This is a genomic window from Streptomyces roseolus (assembly GCF_014649855.1).
Classification (GTDB): domain Bacteria; phylum Actinomycetota; class Actinomycetes; order Streptomycetales; family Streptomycetaceae; genus Streptomyces; species Streptomyces roseolus.
Genome location: NZ_BMTV01000008.1, coordinates 213615 through 233552, shown reverse-complemented (window position 1 = coordinate 233552; position 19938 = coordinate 213615). Strand labels below are relative to the sequence as shown.

General features: G+C 75.3%; 19 protein-coding genes. 4 read left to right on the top strand and 15 right to left on the bottom strand.

The features are described from left to right. Positions 1-18: 18 nt before the first annotated feature. A complete protein-coding gene (locus IE245_RS12350) occupies positions 19-1386 on the bottom strand; it encodes a cation:proton antiporter (protein ID WP_189946853.1) in 1368 nt (455 codons plus the stop codon). A 125-nt stretch (positions 1387-1511) separates the two neighbouring features. On the opposite strand from IE245_RS12350, the gene IE245_RS12345 reads away from it, so the two are divergent. From IE245_RS12345 to IE245_RS12330, 4 genes are all read left to right on the top strand, one after another. Next, positions 1512-2702: a hypothetical protein gene (locus IE245_RS12345; protein ID WP_189946852.1), complete on the top strand. Its 1191-nt coding sequence runs from the start codon at positions 1512-1514 to the stop codon at positions 2700-2702. After that, the gene (locus IE245_RS12340) at positions 2699-3817 is read left to right on the top strand and encodes an effector-associated domain 2-containing protein (RefSeq protein ID WP_189946851.1); all 1119 of its coding nucleotides are present in this window, start codon (positions 2699-2701) and stop codon (positions 3815-3817) included. The genes IE245_RS12345 and IE245_RS12340 overlap by 4 nt, the downstream gene beginning before the upstream one ends. An 83-nt stretch (positions 3818-3900) precedes the next feature. Next, positions 3901-4089 (top strand): hypothetical protein, encoded by a 189-nt coding sequence (locus tag IE245_RS12335; RefSeq protein WP_189946850.1) that lies wholly within the window; start codon positions 3901-3903, stop codon positions 4087-4089. Positions 4090-4106: 17 nt separating this feature from the next. Then, a complete protein-coding gene (locus IE245_RS12330) occupies positions 4107-5903 on the top strand; it encodes an HEXXH motif domain-containing protein (RefSeq protein ID WP_189946849.1) in 1797 nt (598 codons plus the stop codon). Here IE245_RS12330 and IE245_RS12325 read toward each other — a convergent pair. From IE245_RS12325 to IE245_RS12260, 14 genes are all read right to left on the bottom strand, one after another. Then, the gene (locus IE245_RS12325) at positions 5875-6621 is read right to left on the bottom strand and encodes an alpha/beta hydrolase (protein WP_189946848.1); all 747 of its coding nucleotides are present in this window, start codon (positions 6619-6621) and stop codon (positions 5875-5877) included. The two genes, IE245_RS12330 and IE245_RS12325, sit on opposite strands and share 29 nt — an antisense overlap. Before the next feature lie 89 nt (positions 6622-6710). Then, the gene (locus IE245_RS12320; protein ID WP_189946847.1) at positions 6711-8408 is read right to left on the bottom strand and encodes a class I adenylate-forming enzyme family protein; all 1698 of its coding nucleotides are present in this window, start codon (positions 8406-8408) and stop codon (positions 6711-6713) included. A gap of 1 nt (position 8409) precedes the next feature. Then, a complete protein-coding gene (locus tag IE245_RS12315; protein ID WP_189946846.1) occupies positions 8410-8709 on the bottom strand; it encodes a phosphopantetheine-binding protein in 300 nt (99 codons plus the stop codon). Then, positions 8706-9611, bottom strand: a complete 906-nt coding sequence (locus IE245_RS12310; protein WP_189946845.1) for an alpha/beta fold hydrolase — start codon at positions 9609-9611, stop codon at positions 8706-8708. The genes IE245_RS12315 and IE245_RS12310 overlap by 4 nt, the downstream gene beginning before the upstream one ends. Before the next feature lie 2 nt (positions 9612-9613). Further along, positions 9614-10720 carry an SDR family oxidoreductase gene (locus IE245_RS12305; RefSeq protein ID WP_189946844.1) on the bottom strand — a complete coding sequence of 369 codons (1107 nt, stop codon included), beginning with the start codon at positions 10718-10720 and terminating at the stop codon, positions 9614-9616. Continuing rightward, positions 10717-11556 (bottom strand): aminoacyl--tRNA ligase-related protein, encoded by an 840-nt coding sequence (locus tag IE245_RS12300; RefSeq protein WP_189946843.1) that lies wholly within the window; start codon positions 11554-11556, stop codon positions 10717-10719. The genes IE245_RS12305 and IE245_RS12300 overlap by 4 nt, the downstream gene beginning before the upstream one ends. Next, positions 11553-12731 (bottom strand): acyl-CoA dehydrogenase family protein, encoded by a 1179-nt coding sequence (locus IE245_RS12295; RefSeq protein WP_189946842.1) that lies wholly within the window; start codon positions 12729-12731, stop codon positions 11553-11555. The genes IE245_RS12300 and IE245_RS12295 overlap by 4 nt, the downstream gene beginning before the upstream one ends. Continuing rightward, a complete protein-coding gene (locus IE245_RS12290) occupies positions 12728-13006 on the bottom strand; it encodes a phosphopantetheine-binding protein (protein WP_189946841.1) in 279 nt (92 codons plus the stop codon). The genes IE245_RS12295 and IE245_RS12290 overlap by 4 nt, the downstream gene beginning before the upstream one ends. Before the next feature lie 10 nt (positions 13007-13016). Next, the gene (locus tag IE245_RS12285; protein ID WP_189946840.1) at positions 13017-13946 is read right to left on the bottom strand and encodes a BtrH N-terminal domain-containing protein; all 930 of its coding nucleotides are present in this window, start codon (positions 13944-13946) and stop codon (positions 13017-13019) included. Next, positions 13943-15052, bottom strand: coding sequence for a DUF3419 family protein (locus IE245_RS12280; protein WP_189946839.1), 1110 nt, complete (start codon positions 15050-15052; stop codon positions 13943-13945). The genes IE245_RS12285 and IE245_RS12280 overlap by 4 nt, the downstream gene beginning before the upstream one ends. A gap of 143 nt (positions 15053-15195) precedes the next feature. After that, positions 15196-16485 carry an ATP-grasp domain-containing protein gene (locus IE245_RS12275; protein ID WP_189946838.1) on the bottom strand — a complete coding sequence of 430 codons (1290 nt, stop codon included), beginning with the start codon at positions 16483-16485 and terminating at the stop codon, positions 15196-15198. Positions 16486-16495: 10 nt separating this feature from the next. Next, positions 16496-17794, bottom strand: coding sequence for an MFS transporter (locus IE245_RS12270; protein WP_189946837.1), 1299 nt, complete (start codon positions 17792-17794; stop codon positions 16496-16498). Next, entirely contained in the window at positions 17772-19064 is a 1293-nt protein-coding gene (locus IE245_RS12265; protein ID WP_189946836.1) for a hypothetical protein, read from the bottom strand. The genes IE245_RS12270 and IE245_RS12265 overlap by 23 nt, the downstream gene beginning before the upstream one ends. Next, the gene (locus tag IE245_RS12260) at positions 19061-19855 is read right to left on the bottom strand and encodes a class I SAM-dependent methyltransferase (RefSeq protein WP_229851235.1); all 795 of its coding nucleotides are present in this window, start codon (positions 19853-19855) and stop codon (positions 19061-19063) included. The genes IE245_RS12265 and IE245_RS12260 overlap by 4 nt, the downstream gene beginning before the upstream one ends. Between the last annotated feature and the right edge of the window lie 83 nt (positions 19856-19938).

Below are 19938 nucleotides of genomic sequence, written 5' to 3'. Positions count from 1 at the left end.
GCCGTCTCCGGCGCCCGGTCAGGCGCGGGGCGCGGGTTCGCCGCCGGCGGACGGGTCCGGTACGGGCCCCGCCGGTGCGGGGCCGGGGAGCGCCTCGGGGACGGACCAGATCTCCGGGGTGCCGCCGCCGGGGCGATGGCCCTCCCTGGGGGCGGGCAGCGGGTCGGCGGGGTGGCGCAGGAGCCGGATCAGCGGCCCGGCCGCGGCGGTGGTGACCAGGGCCATCACGACCAGGAGGGCGTACAGCCGGGGGCCGATCACCCCGGCCTGGAGGCCGACGTTGAGCACGATCAGCTCGGTGAGGCCCCGGGTGTTGAGCAGCACCCCGATCAGCAGCGACTCGCGCCAGGGCAGCCGTCCGGCCCGGGCGGCGAACGCGCCGGCGGCCACCTTGCCGACCACGGCGGCGGCGATTATCACCGTCAGGAGCAGCAGGTCGGAGGAGCGCAGCCCGTCGAGGACGACGGCCGTGCCGGAGACGGCGAAGAACATCGGCAGCAGCAGGCCGCCGGTGTCCTGGAGGGGGCGCAGGAGCCGTCCGTCCGGGGTGCCGTCGGGCCTGCGGGGCATGATCACGCCGGCGAGCAGGGCGCCGAAGATGACGTGCAGGCCGAGGGCGTTGGTGGCCCAGGCGGAGGCGAGGGCGACGGTGACGGCGACCGGGACCTGGCGGGAGACGGGGGTGCCGGGGCGGCCGATCCAGCGTGCCATCAGGGGGCGCACCGCGAAGAGCATCAGCAGCACGTAGACGACGAGGAGGACGGCCTTGACGGCCCACGCGCGGGCCGAGCCGTGCACCCCGCCGACGAGGACGACGGCGAGGACGGGCCAGCTCAGCGCGTCGATGACGCCGGCCGATGCCATGGCGACGGTGCCGGGCCTGGTCCCGGCGAGGCCCTGGTCCTTGATGATGCTGGCGAGGACGGGGACGGCGGTGACCGACAGGGCGATCGCCATGTAGAGGAGGAAGGTGAGGTCGGTCGGCCGGTCGCCGTTGGCGGCGGCGAAGGGGCCGGGCAGGAGGAGCACGATCGCGGCGCCGAGGAGCATCGGGAGGACGAAGCCGCTCACCGAGACGGTGGTCACGGAGCGTTGCCCCCGGAGCATCCCGAGGTCCAGTTCGTAACCCACGGCGAACAGGAAGAAGATGAGCGCCACTTGGGCGAGGGCGTTCAGGATCGGCTGGATCTCGGACGGGAAGAGCGCCTCGTGGACGCCGCCGGGGAGCAGTCCGAGCAGGCTGGGACCGAGGGCGATGCCCGCGAACAGCTGTCCCACGACGGGGGGTTGGCCGAATCTTCGAGCGAGCGCGCCGAGCGCGTAGGAGGCGGCGACGACCACCGCGAGAGCCGCGACGACGTGCGTGATGACGGAATCCGAACTCACCGGCGAACCCCTTCCGGCCCGCCTCCCCACGGGGGCACGGCCCCTACGGAGTGTAGCCGCCCGGCGGGCAGGTGACCTATCGTGGAAGCCGTTCGGCCCAGACGGCCGTGGACGGGGGGTCGCACGTGACGACGGTGCTGTTCGTACACGGCACGGGGGTGCGCGAGCCGGGGTACACCGCCTCGCTGGAGCGGGTCAGGGAGGGGATCGCGGCGGTCCGCCCCGAGGTGGCCGTCGCCCCCTGCTACTGGGGCGGGAGCGCGGGCTCCGGCCTGCGGGCGGGCGGCCTGTCGGTCCCCGGGTACGGCTCCGGGCGGGCCGCGCCGGGAGCGGAGGAGGACGGCGGGGACGTCGAGTTCTGGGGCCTGCTCTATCTGGACCCGCTGCTCGAACTGCGGCTGCTCGCCGCGGAGCCCGGCGGGCGGGCCGAACTGCCGCCCGGCGCGGTGCCCCCGGGCGAGGCGCTCGCGGCGGCGGCCCTGGCGCTCGCCGGGGACGACGCCCTGCGCGGGCCGCTCGACGCGGCGGGGATCGGCGGGGAGTTCGCCGCCGCCGTGGCCGCCGTGCTGACCTCCCCGGACGGCCGGGACTTCCTGCGGTCCCCCGTGGCCGCCACCGAACCGGACGCGCTCGCGCGGGCGTTCACCGCCGAGGCGGTGCGCCGGACGGCCGGGCGCGCGGCCGCCCCGCAGGCCTTCGACGGCGCCGCCCGGGACGCCGTCGTGGAGCGGATCACCGCCCTGCTCCCGGGGGACGGCGCCGGCGCCCACCGGGGGCCGGTGACCCGGCGGGTGGGGAAGCTGGCCGGGCGGCTCGTGCTCGGCCTCGCCTCGGCGCAGGCGGTGAAGCGGCGGTCGGCGCTGACCGACGCCGCCCACCCGGCCGCCGGTGACGTGCTGCTCTACCTGGCCCGCGGCGGGGCGATCCGGGAGGCCGTCGCCACGGCCGTCGCCGCCGCGGAGCCGCCGGTGGTGGTCCTGGCGCACAGCCTCGGCGGCATCGCCTCCCTCGACCTGCTGGTGCTGCGGGCCCTGCCGGAGGTGGCGCTCCTCGTCACGGTCGGCTCGCAGGCGCCGTTCCTGTACGAGCTGGGGGCGCTGCCGAGCCTGGAGCCCGGCGCCCCGCTGCCCGCGCACGTGCCGCCCTGGATCAACGTGTACGACCGCCGCGACCTGCTGAGCTACCTGGGCGCCGGGATCTTCCCCGGCCGGGTGCGGGACGTCGAGGTCGACGGGCGGCAGCCCTTCCCGCTGGCACACAGCGCCTACTGGGGCAATCCGGAGCTGTACCGGCTGCTCGCGGCGGAGCTGCCGTGACGCCGGCCCGGCCGGAGCGGACGCACGCCCTGGTCGTCGGGGTGGAGCGGTACGCGGCGGGACCGGCGTGGGACCTGCCGGGGCCGGCGGCGGACGCCCGCCGGTTCACCGCCTGGCTGCGGCGGCGCGGGGTGCCGGCGGAGCGGATCTCGCTGCTCCTCGCCCCGCTGCCGGGGGCGGGCGGGCCGGCCACCGACGTCGCCGAGGGGCCGGCGGGGCGGGAGGCGGTGCAGGAGGTGCTGACCCGCCGGCTGCCCGCCCTGGAGGGCGATCTGCTGTGGGTGTTCTGGGGCGGACACGGCGTCACCGACCCGCAGGGCCACCGCCGGCTCTTCTACGCCGACGCCACCGGGGACGACCGGCGCAACCTCGACCTGGACGCCTGGCTGACCGCCTTCACCACCGACCTGTTCCCCGGCTTCCCGCGCCAGATCTGGCTGGTGGACTCCTGCCAGACCTTCGTGGAGGACCTGGGCTTCGCCCGGGCGCTGCCCGCCGAGCTCCCGCCGGGCGGCGAGCGGCTGCCGGGCCGCCGGCAGTCCGTGCTGCTCGCGGCCGGTCCGGGCCGGCGGGCGGCCAACGACCCCGTCCGGCAGACCGGGGCGTTCTCGGAGGTGGCGCTCGCCGCCCTGGACGCGGCCGACGGGGAGCCGTGGCCGCCGGACCCGGACGCGCTCGCGGAGACGGTGGCGGCACGGTTCACCGGGCCGGGGGCCGTCGCCGGGGCGGGCCAGCGGCCCACCACCATCCGGTACGTCTCCGCGGCGGGCGACGAGCGGCTGCTCACCGTCCCCGTGCCCCGGAGCGCCGAGCGGGGGGTGCCGGACGAGGCCCTGCCGGAGCTCATCGGGGTGCTGTCCGCCGCGCCGAGCATGGCGGACCAGCAGCAGCGGCAGCTCGTGGTGACCATGCTCCCGGTCGAACTGGCCGGTTCCATCCCCCGGTTCGGGGCGTCCCGCCCCGACATCGTCTCCATCGTCCGGGCCTGCCGCCGCCACCCCGGCGGCCTGGCCGCCCTCGTCGAGGCGGTCGCGCTGATCGGGGCGGGCACCCCGGAGGAGGAGGCGGTCACCCGGTGGGCGGGACGCTGGTTATGGCCGGATCCGAGGGGTTGACCGCCCTGATCACGCCCTTCCCGAACCACCGGGCCTGGGCCATCATGAAAGGTGACGGGGTTCAGCGTGGTGAGGGGGAACCGATGCACACGCCCACGGAGCACATGGGATCCGAACTGGTCGATCTGAGCGAGGTCCCCCTGTCCGCCCTCCGCACCCAGGATCCCCTCCTGCACGCCCCCTCCCTCGACCGGCTGCTGCGTCAGATCGAGCGGCCCCGGATCAACTTCGGCGGAGGAGGCGGCGAGGGGCCGGGCGACTCGAACCGCTGACGGTCCCGGAGCTGAGGGTGCAGTACGCCGGAGGCCAGGGGCCCGCCCGCGCCGCGCACCACCTCGTCCCCACGGAGCACTTCGACGCCCTCGCCGCGGGCCGGGGCGACGCTGGGGCCGTCCGCTTCCTGTCCACCACCGAGTACAGCCGCCGGCTCCTGCTGCTGCGGGCGCTGCTCGACGGGGCGGCCCGGACGCCCGGGGCGCTGGGGCCGCTGCCGTCCCCGGACAGCGCCTGGGACGCGCTGGCGGCGGCCCAGGAGCGGGCACCGGAGGAGTTCCGGGAGCTGCTGCTGCACCCCCAGGTCGGCGCCTGGCTGGCGTACGGGCTGCGCCGGCTGCACCACACGGCCTGGGGCGACGGGCCGCTCTGGACCGACCTCGGGCAGCTCTTCGCGCTCTGCGCCGCCGCCTCGGTCCGGGCCGGGCTGCCGCTGCGCACCACCGTGCCGCTGCGCGACGGCGCCGTGGCGTTCCCCGCCCTGGGGCTCGCCCGGCTGCCGGGCCGCCCCCGGTGGGCGACGGCGGAGGTGGCGGTGGAGGCGGGCCGGCTGACCGTGGAGCCGCACCGCGAGGCCGTGGGCCCGCCCCGGGGCCGGCCGGGCGGCGACGCGCCGGGGTGGCTGGCGCTGCGCCGGCTGCGGACGACGGTGGCGGGGCGGGCGGCGCGGGTGTGGCTCGACGACCTGGACCCCTACCGGGACCTGAGCCGGACGCTGCCGCCGGAGCGGCTGGCGCCGGAGCGGGCGGCGCGCTGGGAGGAGGGGTTCGGGCAGGCCCTGGAGGTCCTGGAGGAGTGCGATCCGGAGGCGGCGGGCGCGCTCGTGGAGGGGCTGCGGAGTCTGACGGAGGTGGCCGGGCCGCCGGGCGGGGCGGTCCGCAGCATCTCCTCCGACGACGCCTTCGGGGGGCTGCTGCTGTCGCTGCCGCCCGACCCGGTGGCCTTCGCGGTGGCCCTGGTCCACGAGTTCCAGCACAACAAACTGGGCGCGCTGGTCCATCTGCTGACGCTGGAGCGGGACGACGGCCGGGCCCGGCACCACGCGCCCTGGCGCAACGACCCCCGCCCGCTGAGCGGGCTGCTGCAGGGCGCGTACGCCTTCCTCGGCATCACCGAGTTCCGCTCCCGCCATCTGGACCGGGTGGAGCGGGCCGGGCGGGCCGCCGCCGAGTTCGAGTTCGCGCTGAGCCGCCGCCAGGCGCGGGAGGCGGTCCGCACCCTCGCCGCCGATCCCGCGCTCACCGCCCACGGCCGTCGCTTCGTGGCGGGCATGGCCGCCCGCCTGGACCGCTGGGAGGGCGACGTCCGGGTCCGGCCGGGCGTCGAGGCGTGGGCCGCGCTGGCCGCCACCGACCACCGCACCGAGTGGCGGCTCCGCCACCTGGCCCCCTCCCCCGCCGACGTACGCGCCCTGGCCAGGTCGCACCTGGCGGGTCTCGCCCCGCACGAGGTGGCCGCCGCCACCCTCGCCCCCGACCCGGACACGCCCTGGTCGCACCCCCGCACCCGGCTGATCCGGCGGCTCCTGGCCCCGGACCCGTCGCCGGCTGCCGAACCGCCCTGTCCCGCCGACCTGGCGCTGCTCTCCGGCGATCCGGCCGCCGTGCCCGCCTACACCCGGCTGCTCGCCGAGGACCCGGAGTCCCCCGAGGCGTGGACCGGGCTCGTCCTCGCCCTCGCCACCACCGCCCCCGCGACCCGCCCCCTGCTCCACCGCCCCGAACTGCTGCGCGCCCTCCACCGCGAGCTGCGCGCCACTCCCCCGGACCGGCTGGCCCGCTGGCTCACGGGCGCCGCGCGGCGGAGTCGGTGAGCCAGCCGGCGATCCGGCGCATCAGGGCGGTGGAGGTGCCCGCTTCCGCGTGGCCCGCGGCCGCCTCCACCCACAGGTCCGCGGACGGGCCCGCCGCCTCCTTGAGGGCGCGGGCCGTCGCGAGCGGGTAGTAGGGGTCCCGGGCGCCGTGGACCAGGAGCAGCGGGGTGGGGGCGACCTTCGGGACGGCGTCGAGGGGGGATTCCGTCGCCGGGTCCCACGGCCGCGGGGACAGGCGGGTGCCGGTGGCCAGGCGCAGGGCGGCGCGGCCGGGGCCCGTCGAGGTCAGGCCCTGCACCAGGCGCATCCGCGGGGTTCCCCGGTACTGCCAGCGGGCCGGCGTGCTGACGGCCGCCGCGGCCCGCAGCAGACCGGGGTCGGCCGCGGCCAGGCGGACGACGCAGGCCGCGCCCATCGAGAAGCCCACCGCCGCGACCCCGGGGTACCGCGCGCGGGCGAACTCCACCGCGGCCGCGAGGTCGTGGACCTCCCGCTCACCGCCCGTGGAGAACCCCGACGAGCGGCCGTGGCCCCGGAAGTCGAAGGTCACCACCGCCGCCGTGCGGTGGAGCTCCGCCGCCAGCCGGCGGTGGGCGTCCTTGTGGCGGCTTCCCGCGAAGCTGTGCGCCATGACGACGCAGAGGTCCGCGCCGGCCGGCCCCCGCAGGTGGCCGGCGTCGAGTCGTTCGCCGTCGCGGGTCGGCAGCGTGACGTCCATGGGGTCCTCCGGTCGGTCGTGCGGCGGGGGCGGGGGCGGGCCGTCCCCGGCGAGGGGTTCACCGAGGACGGCCCGGTCCGTTCCGGCCGTCAGGTCCAGTTGCCGAGGCCGATGGCCGAGGAGCCCGCGAAGAGCTGCTCCCGGAGCATCACCCGGCGCACCTTCCAGGTCGCCGTGCGCGGGAACTCGTCCCAGCGGATGTGGATCGGCTTTGCCATCGCCGGCAGGTCCGCCGTGGCCCGGGCCCACGCCCCGGCCGAGACGGGCTCGTCGCCCTGCGTGCTGTACACGGGCTGGGGCTTCGAGCCGGCCACGGCCAGGACGATCACCTCGGTCGTCTCCGGCAGCCGGTCGAGGAGGACGTCCTCGATCTCCAGCGCGCTGCCGCCGGGGATCCGGTCGATCTCGCGGTCGATCAGCCGCACCGCGCCCCAGCGGTTGATCAGCGCCAGGTCGCCGAGGTTCCACCACCGGCCGTCCCGCTTGTTGTCGTGGCGTTCCTGCGCGCCGACGTACGCGAGGCAGCGGCCCGGCGCGGAGAACTGGATCAGGCCGACCTCGCCGCGGCGCACCGGCCGTCCGGTGGCCGGGTCGAGGGCGCGGATCCTCCCGAAGCCGGGGACCGGCCAGCCCAGCACCTGGGTGGGCGGCGGCCGGTGGCCGCGCCGCTTCACCGAGCCGCGCAGGTACGGGCGGATCGCCACCGCGCCGGCCTCGGTCTGGCTCCACGACTGCACCCAGACGGGGAGCTTGCGGTCGGTGGCCGCGAGGAAGGTCCGCACGGTGCGGGTGTGGATGGCGTCGAAGGAGTTCACGTAGACGCGGACGTCACGGAAGGGCCGTGCGGGGTCGCGCGCCAGCTCCTCCCAGGCGAGGAAGGCGTTGGGCAGCGTCTCGACCAGGGTCGGCCGGTGCTCGACGAGCAGGTCGCGCACCCGCGGCGAGAGCGGGTCGGACATCATGACCAGCTTGGGCGCGACCGTGGCGAGCGGCAGCAGTCCGGTGATGACCCGCTGGTGGGAGTACGGCTCGCAGAACGCGACCGTGTCGTCCTCCCGGAGCCGGAAGAAGGGCCAGCGCTCGGCCTCGACCAGGCCCAGCGAGTACAGCGACTCGGCCGAGTGCAGCACCAGCTTGGGGATGCCGGTGGTGCCGGAGGTGTGGGTGATGACCATGGGCTCGTGGCGGGCGCGCAGCGCCGGTGCGGGCACCGGGCCGCCGCCGAGCTCCGCGAACGCCCGGAGGTCCGGGCGGTCCTGCGGCACCTCGCCCAGGCACGCCGTGGCCTCGGTCAGCTCGGCGAGGGTGTCCTTGTCGAGCCGCATGCGCTCGACGGTCACCGCGTCGGTGATCAGGTACGGCCGCTCCAGGCGGCCCAGCATCACGGTGATCGTCTCGTGCGGGTGGTTGTTGGTGATCAGCGCGGGCACGGCTCCGATCCGGGCGGCGGCGGAGGCGAGCAGCGCCACGTCCAGGTGGTTCTCCTTGACGACGGCCACCCGGTCCCAGGGCCGTACGCCGAGCGCCACCAGCTTGACGGCGAGCTCGTCGACGAGGGCCGCCCACTGGCGGTAGCTGCGCTCCCGCGGGCCGTGGGGGTCCACGTCGGGGGCCCGGTCGACGATCACCGGGTTGCGCGGGTTGCGCTGGGCGGCGAGGTGCCACACCTCGCCGATCCGCCCGGTGATGGGCACCCGGGAGAAGGGCGTGAGGCGCTGCCGGAAGCGGGTCGGGGCGTAGTCCGTGAGGAACTTCGGGAGCGTGCGCGCGGAGGATGTCGAGGTCATGTCAGTCTCGCTTCGTGGGGGCCGGGGCGACGCCGGCGGCGCTGATGTGGGCGGCCATCGCGTCGAGGGAACCGATGACCGACTCCTCCACGTCGTCGTCCCAGACATGGCCGAACTCGTCCTCGATCGCGACGAGGAATTCGAGCAGCTTGACGGAGGTCAGACCGAGCCGGCGCAGCGAACCCGGTCCGGTGTCGGTGACGGGCCCCTCCAGCACGTCGGCGGCGACGTGCTCCAGGAGGGCCACCAGGCGTTCGAGGACGAGCTCCTCGTCCGTCAGGGGGGTCGCGGGGGTGCTCATCGGTCCTTCCCTTCGGTCGCGGGGGCGGTCCACGGCGCCGGGAACGTCCCCTCCTCCACGGAGGCGACGAAGCGGGCGACGGCGTCCTGGAACGCCTCGGGCTGCTCGAAGTACGGCAGGTGGCCGCACTCCCGGATGATCTCCACCGCCGCGTTCCGCATGATCTCCGCGGTGGCGTCGAGCGTGGACTCGGTCGTGGAGAAGTCGTCGTCGCCGGAGAGCAGCAGCGTGGGCGCCTCGATCGAGGTGAGCCGCTCCACCTGGTCGCCGGCGCCGAGCGCCTCGCGCAGGTTGGCGCGCAGCTGGGCCGCCGAGTTGATGGCGAGGAATCGTTCCCGCAGGGCGAGGTACGCGCCCGAGCCGCCCTCGGCGATCGCCTTGTCGCCGAAGACCAGGGGGTAGATCAGGTCGAACAGGGCGCGCGGGCCGCCCGCGTCCAGCGCCGCCAGCCAGGACTTGGCGATGCGCCGGCGGCGCGAGGAGCCGCGGGGGCTGAACGGCGGACCGACCAGGACCAGGCCCGCCACCCGCTCGGGGTGGGCGTTGGCGAAGTCCCGGCAGATCAGCGTGGAGATGGAGGTGCCGACGAGGTACGTGCGCTCGATGCCGAGGTCGTCGAGGAGCGACTTCAGGTCCTCGGTGTGCTGCGCGAACTCCGCCGGACGGCCGTCGGACGCGCCCTGGTTGCGCAGGTCGTAGGAGAGCAGCCGGTGGTCGCCGGCGAGGTTCCCGGTGAAGTTCCGCCAGGCGGTGCTCACCACGTAGATGGTCGACACCAGCGTGACGACCGGTCCCCCGGCGCCGCGCAGCTCGTAGTAGAGCTCACTGCCGTCCTCGGTGCGGTGCAGTGCCTGCCGGCCGTCGTAGGCGAGGTCCCACGACTCGATGCCCTTGACGTGCATGGTCAGTCTCCTCTCAGCCCGCGGCGGTCCAGGTACCAGCCCATGAAGTCCGCGAGCCGCTCCGGGGGCAGGGGGTGGTCGAGGACGTCCTCGCCGACGAGCTTGTTCACGTTCGCCAGGTCGAAGTCCTTCGAGCCGTGGATGTACGAGCGGTAGAACTCCAGGCGCTCGTCGACGCGTTCGTCGATGAGCGTGAACTCCTCCGCGTCCGTCACGTACACGGGCTTGCGGATGGCGAGGAGTTCGCACAGCACGGAGAGCGACTCGCCGACCGTGGGCTGGCGGGAGTTGGCCAGGTGGTAGACGTCCGAGTCGCCGTCGGCGAGGCTCACGCCGACCGCCGCGGCCACGACCCGGTCCACGGGGACGAAGTTGATCCGCGCGTCGGCGGCGGCGCGGATCCGCAGCGCCCGGAAGACCAGCATGTCGCCGAGGTGCCGGCGCACTTCGGCGCGCGCGGCGGACAGCCCGTTCACGAAGCCGTACATGCCGGTGAAGCCGGTCGCGGCGAGGGTGCGGCTGTGTCCGATGACGATGCTGGGACGGAGGATCCGGGTGCGCTCGAAGCCCCCGGCGAGCACCACCGCCTCCGCCTGGATCTTGCTGTACTCGTACGCGTTGTTGCTGGCGGTGTCCGCCGGCACGGGCCGGGCCGGGATCCAGCCGGTCCGCTCGCCCGCCACGTACGCGGTGCTCACGTAGTTGAAGCGGGGCGCCCTCAGCGCCTCGGCGAGGGCCACGACGTGCCGGGTGCCGTCGAGGTTGTCGCGCAGGATCTCGTCCTTGCGGCGCTCCTCGAAGTCCAGCGAGGCCGCGGCGTGCCAGACCTCGTCGACCTCCGGAAGGTCCGCGGTGTCCACACCGCAGCGCTCCTCGGTCACGTCGCCGGCGACCGCCCGGCAGCGGGTGGCGAAGAGCGGGATCAGGTCCTGCTCGCCGTACGCCTCGGCCGCCGCGGTGAGCGCGGCGTCGAGACGCTGCCGCGCGGAGCGGCCGGGCCGTTCCCGGACGACGCAGGTGAGGTCGGCGTCGGTGCGGCGTAAGAGCTCCAGGACCAGGGCGCCGCCGACGAAGCCGGTCGCGCCGGTCACGAGGTGGTGCGCGTTCATATCGCCTCCTCCGTGAGGGACGGCCAGTTCGCCCGGTCGTCGCCGTGGGCGTGCACGAGGGCGAGGACGACGCGCTCCAGGCCGAAGGCGGTGCACGCGCTGTGGGCGGTGCCCCGGTCCGCGTAGGTGATGCCGAACCGGGCGCCGAGGTGGTCCTTGTGGTAGTTGGCCGAGGCGATGGCCGTGCCCTCGTCGTCGGCGGCGACCCGGGCGACGAACTCGTACTTCAGGGACTGCTCCAGCTGGCTGGCGCGCATGAACCGCCCGCCGGGGCCGAAGAACGGGTCGGTCGCCGACTGCACGGAGACCTTCACGCCGAGCCGGGAGAACAGCGCCTCGCCGCGGGCGATCCACTCGTCCCGCCAGTCGAGGGTGGTCCCGGCGTCGCCGACCCTGACGAACTCGCGCATCCGGAAGGAACGGAAGCGCCCGGGTTCGGTGGTCGCCTCGTGCCGGTAGCAGTAGCCGGCCACGTCCCGGTGCGCCGCCTCGGTCAGCTCCCGGTCGGCGAAGGACGGGTAGACGCTGTAGCAGGCGGCGGGCGCGAGCGCCACGCCCGAGGCGGAGGGGCCCGCGGCCCGGTCGGTTCCCTCGGCGAGGGCGTGCACGGTGCCGAGGAGGTGCGGGAAGGACTCGGCGTACTCCGCGCGTTCGAGCAGCTCCTGGGGGACGACCGGCGGATACCAGACGGGGCCCGGCGAGGGCACCGCGCCCGCGGTGTTCAGGGCCTTCTGCAATCCGGCGATCACCTCCTCGAAGCGCGGGGAGAGGCCGAGGGCGCCGGGCAGCCCGGTGGGGGCGGTCCAGCCTCGCTGGGTCCGTTCGTACGCGGTCATGCGTCGATCACGCTCCCTCCGAGGAGCAGGAGTTGGGAATTGGACTGGTCGAGACGGGAGTTGGCGATCATCAGCCGGGCCGAGTGGAGGTCCCGCAGGTGGCGGGCGACCGAGTGGGGGCCGGACTCGCTGTAGCCGGCCATGCCGCAGATCTCCAGGGCCTGTTCGACCACCCGCAGGCAGCCGGTGGACACGGAGGTCTTCAGGGCGTTGGCCCGTACCGTGATCGCGGTGGTGTCGGCGTCCGGCTCGGCGGTGAACCGGGTGTAGTCCGCGCCGAACTGCCGTACGGAGTCCTGGAGGACCCGCAGCGAGGCGTACGCCCGGCCGAGGCGCGGGTCGTCCACGACGGCGCCGGACCGCAGCTGGGCGCGGGCCCGGGCGCGGGCGAAGGAGGCGGCGCGGCGCACCGCGTCGGCCGCGATGCCGGTCCACACGCCGGCCCACAGCAGGTGCGACAGCGGCACCATGCAGCGGGTCGCGATCTCGCCGAACGGCGCGGGCAGCACCTGGGCGGCGGGGACCCGGGCGGAGAGGGAGTGCGCGGGGCTGCAGGTGCCGCGCATGCCCAGGGTGTCCCACTCGCCGGTGCGGGTGAGCCGGGCCTGCCCGGCCCTGACCAGCACGAGCACCTGGTCGGTGGGCGCGGCGTCCGGGCGGGAACGGGCCGTGACGAGGAAGGCGTCGGCGTACGCGCCGTAGGAGACGGTGGTCGCCTCCTTCTCCAGGAGCAGTTCCCCGCCGTCCGGCACCAGCGCGCAGCGGCTCTCGCGCAGGCTGCCGCCGACGCCGGCCTCGGAGGTGACGGAGGCCACGAGGAACTGTCCGGCGGACGCCTCCCGGAGGTAGGCGGCGAGCTCCGGCGAGGTGGCGGCGGCGCCCGCGAGGCAGGCGAGCTGGAGCTGGTGCATGGCCCAGACCATGGCGGTGGAGCCGCAGCCGCCGCCCAGGACGGCGGCGAGCGCGGCGAGTTCGTCCGGGGCCAGGCCGTGGCCGCCGTACTCCTTCGGGACGGCGGCGGACAGCAGCCGCTCCGCGCGGAGGGCGGCGACCGGCTCGGCGGGGAACGCCGCGTCGCGGTCGGTGGCGGGCGCGTGCTCGACGAGGACGGCGCGGGCGCGCAGCGCGGCCTCGCGCGCCTCGGCGAAGGACAGCACGCGGTCGGGAGCCGTCACCGGGCGGCTCCCGTCGTGGTGCCGGCGATGTCCAGGAGGACGTCGGCGAAGTGGCCGATCGAGCTGAACAGGGCCCGCCCCACGTGCTGTTCCGGTATCTCCACGCCGAGCGCGTCCTCCACGGAGAGCAGCACGCGGACCGAGTGGAGCGAGGTCAGGCCGATCGCGTACAGGTCGGCGTCACGGTCCAGCTCCCGGGCGGTGTCGCCCAGGTCGGAATGGGTGACGAGCGCCTCGCGGATGACGGCGTCGTACTGCCGTGCGGTGTCGTTCATCAGTTCCTCTTCACCGGGCCTGGGCGGTGAGGGCGGACGCGAGCGCGTCCACCGCCGCCGTCAGGCGTGCTTCTCTGTCGCCGAGGTCGGCCAGCATGCGCAGGAGCCGGGTGCGGCCCGTGGCGCCGCCGCCGCTCTCGCGGGACAGGGTGTGCAGCAGGTACCAGCGGCGGGAGAGCGAGGTGAAGCCCTCCGCCACGGCGGCCGCCTCCTCGACGGAGGGCACCCGGCCGGCCAGGTGTCTGAACAGCTTTCCCAGGTAGAGCCGTTCGGCCGCCACCCCGCTGACGTCGAGCACCTCCGCCCCTTCCGCCGCCTCCGCCTCGCGGGCGGCGAGGTAGCCCTCGAAGGCCGCGCGGTCGGCGCTCCGGTGGGCGCGGGCGTCCTCGCGCACCGCCGTGGCCAGCTCCGGGGCCGTGGCCCGGTGCCGTGGCCCCGAGGTGAGCAGCAGGGTGCGGTGGGAGCCGGCCGCCTCGGCGGAGCGCATGCGCCGCCACGCCTCGGCGGGGTGGGCGGTGGGCTCGGGCCGGTTCATGGGGTCGCTGATCCAGACCCGGTCCTCGTCGTGGGCCAGCAGGAGCACGCAGTGCGCGATGTGCTCCCGGCCCTCGTACGGGGACGGCAGGTGGAAGGCGTCCACGGCGGCCGCCACGGGGTGGCCGGCGTCGAGGGACGCGCGCTCGGCGTCCTCGGCCGCTTCCCAGGAGTCGTAGGTGCGGTCGGCGAGGTCCATGCGGTGGACGACGGCGGCGGCGGCGCTCCAGCGGCCGCTGCCGTCCAGGACCGGACCACCGTTCCAGGAGAACCCCCAGGTGGTGCAGAGGGTCTCCGCCGCGTGTCCGAGCCCCTTCCAGGAGGCGAGGTTCGCGGCGGCCTGCTGGTAGCAGCTGCCGAAGGGCGCGGTGCCGGTGAGGGCGGGCGTCAGGCCGAGCAGGCTCACGCCTTCAGCTCCCAGAGCTGGTAGTGCGGGTAGTAGCCGACGCGGTCGGCCTCCTTGGCGGCGGCCTCGGCCCCGGCGTCGCGGACCCAGCCGAGCTTCGCGGCGTGCGCGGTGAACGGGCGCTCCTTGAGGAAGGAGCGGACGAAGACGCGGGCGCCGGGGGCGGCGGTGCGGGTGAGCTGGTCGAAGGTCTGCTCGACGTAGTCGTTCTCGCACCAGTCGAGGACGTTGCTCAGGTTGAAGCCGCCGACCTCGCCGTCGGTCAGGCCGCCGAGGAATTCGAGGAGGTGCCCGGTCGCCCATTCGACGCGCGGGAGGGCCTCCTTGAGCCGGTCGTTCTCCTCCGCCCGGAGGTACGGCGGCAGGGCGCCGCCCGGCAGGTATCCGCCGAAGCACCAGCGGTGCATGTAGTAGTTGCCGGTCGGGTCGTCCTCGACGAGGCGCCGCTCGATGACGGAGAGCAGGAACTCGGGGAAGGGCGAGCAGTCGAAGATGTCGTGGAAGCTCGCCGGGGTGAAGACGTCCTTCAGCGAGTCCTCGGCGAAGAAGAGCCGGAAGACGGGCAGCAGTTTCGCCGCGATGTCCTCGCCCTTCCAGAGCTCGAGCCGCTCGACGGGGTCGGGCTCGGTCATCAGGGCGCGCAGCACCCGGTCGGGGACCGCCTGGTGGATCTCGGCCCGGACCACGCCGACCAGCTGCTCGAAGGCGCCGATCTGGAGCAGGCCCTGCCGCAGGGCGAGTTCACGGGCCGCGGGGTCCTCGACGGTGGTCTCGGCGGCGGCCAGCACCTCGTCGAGCAGCTTCGCGCGCTCCTCGGCGGGAGCGTCGTGGACGCCGAGGAGCCTCATCGCGGCGTCGTGCGGAAGTCCGCCGAGCGCGGCCGATTTGGCGCGACAGTAGGCGGTCTGGGCGGGGCTGATGTCGAGGCCGTAGACCTTGGCCGGTCCGTCGAGGGCGAGGTTGAGGACGTTGTCGCCGCCGGAGGCGATGCCGAAGACCGTGTCACCTGGGCCGGCCCGCAGCCAGGAGCGTATGGGCCGTTCGTCCTCCAGGACCTCGCTGTAGACGGGAGGAAGCGCCGTGATGCCGGCGAAGGTTCCGTACATGCTGAACTCTCCTTGTTTTCAATGGCGTTGGAGCTGCCGAACGCCACTTCAATCGCCCGGTGGCCAGAATTCAACAGCTTGTCGATCAAGGGGGTACGGACAATCTCACAACACCGTCGTCCCACATCGTGGACGTCGGTGTTTCAGTGGTCGGATCGCTCCGGGTCGTTCTCGCCCGGCACGAGCGGCAGCCCCAGCATGCGCTCGAAGCGCCCGGTGATCTCCCGGACCGCCGCCGAGACCTCGGCGTGGTCGCGGCCGAGCAGCATCACGCGGCCCAGCGACGCGCCCGCCGCGACCTCGCTGCCCGGCCCCAGGCCGAACTGCGCGAAGGTGTCGTACCGGACGAGCGCGTCCCCGTACTCCCCCAGCCACGCCACGTCGAGCCGGTCGGGCAGCACGCCCGCGCGGCGGGCCAGCAGCCGGCGGCTCATCGCCACCCCCGTCATGTCGGGGACCGTGACCGGCGCGCCGCTCAGCAGCTCCAGGTAGGCCGTGTAGATGCTCCGGCCCGTGGCGTGCCGGTACAGCGTCGGCATCACCCCGCCCATGATGCGGGCGTTGGCCTCCACCAGGACCGGTCCGCGCTCCGTGCGGATCATCTCCAGGTGGAAGATCCCCCGGTCCAGGCCGACCGCGCGGCACACCTCCCGCGCGTAGGCCACGCACTCCTCGCGCTCCCGCGCCGGCAGCGACTCCGGGATGTGCGCGCCGAGCTCGATGACCTGGTCGTCGGCGGCGCGGGTGCGCCCGCTGACGGAGAAGGGGAAGAACTCCTCCCCGCGCACCCCGATCTCCACGGAGACCAGCGGGCCGACCAGAAGCTCCTCGACGAGGACGCCGCGCGCGTACTGCTCGCGCCACAGCTCCGGTACGGAGTCGAGCCGGTGCAGCACCTGTTCGGCGGCGGCCCGCGCCTCCTCCTCGGTGTGCGCGACGAACGACAGCGCGCTGTCGGCGCCCGACGGCGGCTTGATCACGACCGGGTAGCCGATCTCCCGGGCGGCGGCCAGCGCCCCGGTGGTGGAGTCCGCCGTGCCGAAGCGGGCCGAGGGCAGCCCGGCGGCGGCCAGCGCCCGCCGGCACAGGTCCTTGCGGCGCGCCGTCAGCGCCGGACCGGACGCGGGCCCCGGCACCCCCACCTTCTCGCAGGCCAGGGCCACCGCTTCGACGGTCAGGTCGAAGTGGGTGGAGACGAAGTCGACCGGGTGCTCCGCGTGGCACTCGGCGATGACCTCCGCGACCGCCGAGGCGTCGGTGGTGACCACGCCGTCCCTGAACCAGTCGGCGAGGCCGATCAGTTCGCGCTCGCGCTCGCCGAGCGGGTAGTAGGGGGTGTGCGACTGCACGTAGCCCACCCGGTGGCCGGCCTCCTTGGCGCGGCGTAAGGCCTCCAGGGAGGCCGCGTTCGAGTCCACGAAGAGGATGTGCACGGTGTCGTCCTTACGATCCTGAGGGAGCCTTGGGCGAGTCCGCCGGCGTCCCGGCGGCCGTGCCGGCGGCGAGCCGCGGGGCCCGCAGCAGCCCGGTGGCCAGGGCGAGTCCGCCGGTGCACAGGAACACCCAGGCCACGCCGAAGGCGTCGGCCAGCAGGCCCGCGACCAGCGAGCCGAGGGGCAGGACGCCCCAGATGATCCACCGGTAGGCGGCGTTGACCCGCCCGAACAGCTCGGGCGGGATGGAGGTCTGCCGGTAGGTCACGCTCATCACGTTGATCGCCATGAGCAGGGCCCCGGAGACGGTCAGCGCCACCGCCGCCGCGGCGGCGTGCGGGACCGCGAGCGCCATGTAGCAGAGGCCGACCAGCGGCGCGCAGACCCGCAGCACGCTCCCGCCGCCGAACCGCGTCAGCGCCTTCGCCGCGTACCGCCCGGCCGCCACGCCGCCCACCGCGGGCGCGGCGAGCAGCACGCCGTACGCCCAGGGGGGCAGTCCCAGGCGGCCCGGGGCGACGGCCCACAGCGGCAGGATGGTGATCGTGGCCGCGTAGGCGAGGTTCACGCAGGCCGTGACCCCCGCCAGGTGCAGCAGGTCGCGGCGGCTCCGGAAGTGGCCGAGGCCCTCCCGCAGGTCGGCGAGCACGGACTTCGGCGAGCCGCCGCGGGGCGCGGCCACCGGCTCGCCGGGCATCCGCAGGCCGCCGAGGACCAGCAGGGTCACCACGTACAGCACCGTCGCGGTGCCGATGCCGCCGCCCGCGCCGAGCGCGGCGACGACCCCGCCCAGGGCGGGCCCGAGGAACTGCGCCATCACCGTCTGCACCGATTGCAGGCTCGCGTTGGCGCGCGGCAGCGCGGCGCCGTCCACCAGGCGGGGCACCAGCGACTGCGCGGCGATGTCGACCACGGTGCCCGCGGCCCCGACCGCGAACGCGCCGAGCGCCAGCGCCCACACCGGGAGGTGTCCGGTGAACGCGGCCGCGGCGAGCAGCAGCACCAGCGGCATCCGCAGCCAGGACGCGGCGCGCAGCACCCGGTGCGGGTGGTACCGGTCGACCAGCACGCCGGCCGGCAGGGTGACGAGCAGCCACGGCATGCGCATCGCCACGCCCACCGCGCTGATCGCCAGGGCCGAGTGGGTCAGCTGCAGGGCGAGGAGCGGGACGGCGACCCGGTAGACGCCGTCGGCGAGGTCGGAGGAGAGCACCGCCGCCTGGAAGACCCGGAACCGGCGGCCGAGCCGGGGGCCCCCGGCCGCCGCGGCGCCCTTCCGGCCGCCGTCAGAGGTCGCGGAGGTCGTCATGCGGCTCCGTCAGCAGCGCGGTGTTGAGGAAGGCGCCGTGCCGGGCGTTCAGCACGGCGCCGCCGCCCGGCGTGCCGTGCCGGACGAGCACGGAGGACGGCCGCCCCCCGAAGACGTACGGGCCGATGACGTACGGCACCTCGGCCGTGCGGACCTCGCCGGAGGACGCGTGGCGGAAGCCCATCGGCACCCGGTCCCCGGCGACGTACTCCTGGAGGATGTGCCCGCCGGCCCGGGCGGCGCGGTCGAGCGCCGCCCGCCAATCCTCGTCGTCCACGGCGGCGCCGAGGACGACCCCGCTGCCGCCGTAGCCGTCGGCCGGCTTCAGCACGAGCTCCGCGCGGCGCTCCCCGGCCCGGGCGGTCCGGTCGCCCGCGTCACCGGTCCAGGGGATGTGCCGGTGGACGAACTCCCGGTCGGACGCGGGGAGTCCGTCGGCGTCCTGCCAGAGCCAGGCCAGCGTCAGCTTGTGCGCGAGCAGCATGGCCGCCTCGGAGGTGAACATGCGGACCGTGTCCGCCCGCAGCGCCCGGACCAGGGCTTCCATCCCGGCGCTCGGCGGCTGGCTGTGGCTGACGAACATCCGGAGCACGGCGTCCACGGGACGCCCGTCCGCGAGCAGCCGCCCGCGCCCGTCGGTGGCGAGCCGGTCCAGGGGGTACGTCACCGCGTCGAGGCCCTGCCGTCCGGCGCTCTCGCAGACCGGACGCATCCACGCCGTGAACGCGGCGAGGTCCTCCAGGCCGGGCGTGGCCCCCGCGGAGAAGGCCGGCACGACCAGCCGGGCGCCGTCGGCGAGACCGAGGGCGGCGCGCACCGCGCGGGACCGGGTGTCCACGGCCGAGGGCGGCACCCGCAGCCCGGGCGCGTCCCCGTGGAGCGCGAGGAAGCGCTCACCGAGGAGCGCGGCGTGGGACGCGCCGCCCAGGGCGCTGTCGATGTTCAGCTCGACGAACAGGGGCGTGCCGTCCCGCACGAGGATGTCGGGGCGGACGGCGGCCAGGAGGTGGTCGCCCAGCGGCTCGCCGTCGCCGAGCAGCGGCCACCGGTCCGCCGGGACGCCGAGGGCGCGGCGCAGCTCGCCCGCGGTGGCGGCGCGGCGGCGGCAGGCGTCGAGGACGAGGCGGCTCGCGCGGAGCGTGAGCTCGCCCAGCTCGCGGAAGCGGTCCGCGGAGAGGAACAGGGGGCGTAAGGGGCGCCAGGTGCCGTCGGCGCCGGCGATGCCGTCGAAGAGGCGGTCGGGAGCGGGGGCGAGCCGGCCTAACGTCATGCGCCGGCCCGCACGGAGAGGTGCGCCCAGGTCTGGGTGAACCACAGCGCGCCGTCCCTGCGCAGCGGGCGCAGACCGGTCGCGGGCCCGCCGGCGAGCTCCTCGGCCAGCTCCCGCTCGATGGCGCGGGCGGTGTCCTCGGCGGTCAGGGACTGCTCCAGCCACGGGGCGAGGGGCCGCTCCACGTCGAAGACGTCGGCGGGCCCCGCGGTGGCACCGGCGGAGGTCAGCAGGCCGGTGATGTGCTCCGTGGTGAGGAGGGTGCCGTGCGAGGGGTCGCGCAGCCGCTCCAGGCGGTCGGCGTCACCGGGCAGCTCGGGGCGGGCCACCATGTCGGCGACCACGACCCGCCCGCCGGGCCGGCACACCCGCACCAGTTCGGCGGCGACCCGCTCGGGGGAGGCGACGTGGTGCAGCGAGAAGCGCGTCACGACCAGGGAGAAGGAGTCGTCCGGGAAGGGCAGCCGGGCCGCGTCGCCCTCCTGGAACACGACGTTGGCGACGCCTTCCGCGTCCGCCTGCGCCTTGCCCTGCGCGAGCATCTCCGGCGTGGTGTCGAGGGCGGTGACGTGGCGCACCCGGGGAGCCAGGGCGCGGGCCACGATCCCCGTGCCGCAGGCGGAGTCCAGGCAGACCGCGTCCGCGTCGGGTGCGGCGAAGTCGACGAGACGCCGCAGGTGCATCGTGAAGGCACCGTTGAGACGCGCGTCCTCGAACGTGCTCGCCTGGCGGGCGAACTCCCTGTGCACCAACTCGGTCCGCCCGGAGGCGCTTTCCACTGACGGCTTCACGATCCTCTTCCTCAACGGTCCAGGTTCGACAGGCTGTTGACATGTAATGGAAACAAGGTTCCGAAAAAAGCTATCACTGATCA